Origin of the sequence: Proteiniclasticum sp. C24MP (genome assembly GCF_043951855.1) — a bacterium.
Lineage (GTDB): Bacteria > Bacillota > Clostridia > Clostridiales > Clostridiaceae > Proteiniclasticum.
Genome location: NZ_JBINJW010000058.1, coordinates 1 through 1,842, shown reverse-complemented (window position 1 = coordinate 1,842; position 1,842 = coordinate 1). Strand labels below are relative to the sequence as shown.

Annotated in this window: 1 protein-coding gene; it reads right to left on the bottom strand. The window is 45.8% G+C overall.

The window, feature by feature from the left end; genetic code table 11:
- Positions 1–55: 55 nt before the first annotated feature.
- On the bottom strand, positions 56–1,564 hold the full coding sequence (locus ACHAL6_RS15505) for a DUF1846 domain-containing protein (RefSeq protein ID WP_395271555.1): 1,509 nt from the start codon (positions 1,562–1,564) through the stop codon (positions 56–58).
- Positions 1,565–1,842: the final 278 nt, after the last annotated feature.

Below are 1,842 nucleotides of genomic sequence, written 5' to 3'. Positions count from 1 at the left end.
AAAAAACGACTGCATCCGCAGCCGTTTTCCTTGATTTATTCTGATCTCATTCTCATTACATATAGTAGAGGTTATCCGATGGATAGACCGGATCGCAGGTCACATCGATTCCAAGTTTCTTCAGAATCTGTTCATCATCCTTACTCAGCATCACTGTGGAGTGCGCCTGCACATCCTTCAGCTCCGTCAGCTTATCCAAAGCCAGCTGGGCGGTGGGATTCGTCACTGCGCCGATGGTCAGTGCGATGAGTACTTCATTGGCATTGAGCCTTGTGATCTTGCTGTGAAGCTTGTCTTTCTTCAGACTCTTCATGGTCTCGATGATCACCGGAGACAGAAGATAGATCTCATCTCCGATGTTCCCCAGATACTTGATGGCATTAAGAATCGCTGCAGAGCAGGAATCCATGAGGTTTGAGCTTCTTCCGGTGATGACCTTGCCGTCATTGAGCTCAAAAGCCATGACTGCTGGAACTTCCTTGTTCTCATTTCTTCCTCTGAGCTTCTCTGCGTACTCCCTGGCAGGGATGACAGGAACTCTGTCTTCCTTTTTCAGCTCCAGCTCTTCCATGATGAGCTTCATCCGATTGAGGATTTCTTCCTCAATGAGCCCTTTCTTGTAATCACATTCTGTGATGAAGTTTCTTCTGATGATTTCCTGCCTGGAGGCCTCCCGAACCACTTCATCGTCCGTGATGCCGAAGCCTACTCTGTTGACCCCCATATCCGTGGGCGACTGATACATGGACTCTTCACCGGTGATCTTTTCAATGCTTCTTTTCACAACTGGAAACATTTCCAGGTCTCTGTTGTAGTTCACTGCCACCACATTGTATTTTTCGAAATGGAAATAATCCATCATGTTGACATCCTTAAGATCCACCGTGGCCGCTTCATAGGCTACATTCACGGGATGTTTCAGGGGCATGTTCCAGACCGGGAAGGTCTCGAATTTTGAATACCCTGCATGATTGCCCAGCTTGTATTCATGATAAAGCTGATTGAGACATGTGGCCAGTTTTCCGCTGTTGGGACCTGGCGCTGTCACCACCACGATGGGTTTAGTGGTTTCTATATAAGGGTTCAGCCCATATCCTTCTTCACTGACGATTTTTTCCACATCGGATGGATATCCTGGAATCGCCACATGGGTATAGACCTTAATGTTTCTTCTTTCAAGCTTAGAGATGAATACCTTGGTGGAGGGCTGACCGCTGTATCTTGTGATGACCACACTGTTCACCAGAAGTCCGTAGCCTCGGAGCTCGTCAATCTGTCTGAACACATCCATATCATAGGTGATGCCGTAATCACCGCGGATCTTGTTGCGCTCGATGTCTCCTGCATACACGGCGATGATGATTTCCGCCTGGTCTTTCAGCTTCTGAAGAAGCTTGATCTTCGCATCCTCATCAAATCCCGGAAGCACTCTCTTGGCATGCTTATCCCCTATGAGTTTGCCTCCGAATTCAAGATACAGTTTATCATAATCGTTCACACGCTCCAGAATAAACTTGGACTGCTCTTCAATATACTTTTTTGGATCGAATCCTATCTTTTTCATGGTTTGCCCCCTGGTTTTCATTCGATTGATCTTTTTCTGAACGGCTATGCTGTTCTTCTTTCCTCTCATTTCAATACACCCGAGATGAACTCAGGCTGCTGATTGAAATATTCCATTAGTTACTATACCATGACAGCCGGAAATTGTTAAGGTCAAAGAAGTGAAGTTCATCAAAAATGCACGGTTCGCCTGAAGAGGTTTCACTGGTTAAATTCAAAAGTAAGTTCCGTTTGATTTACTGAGTAAGAGAAGAGCTAAAAGTGCAAGAGTAACTTCCT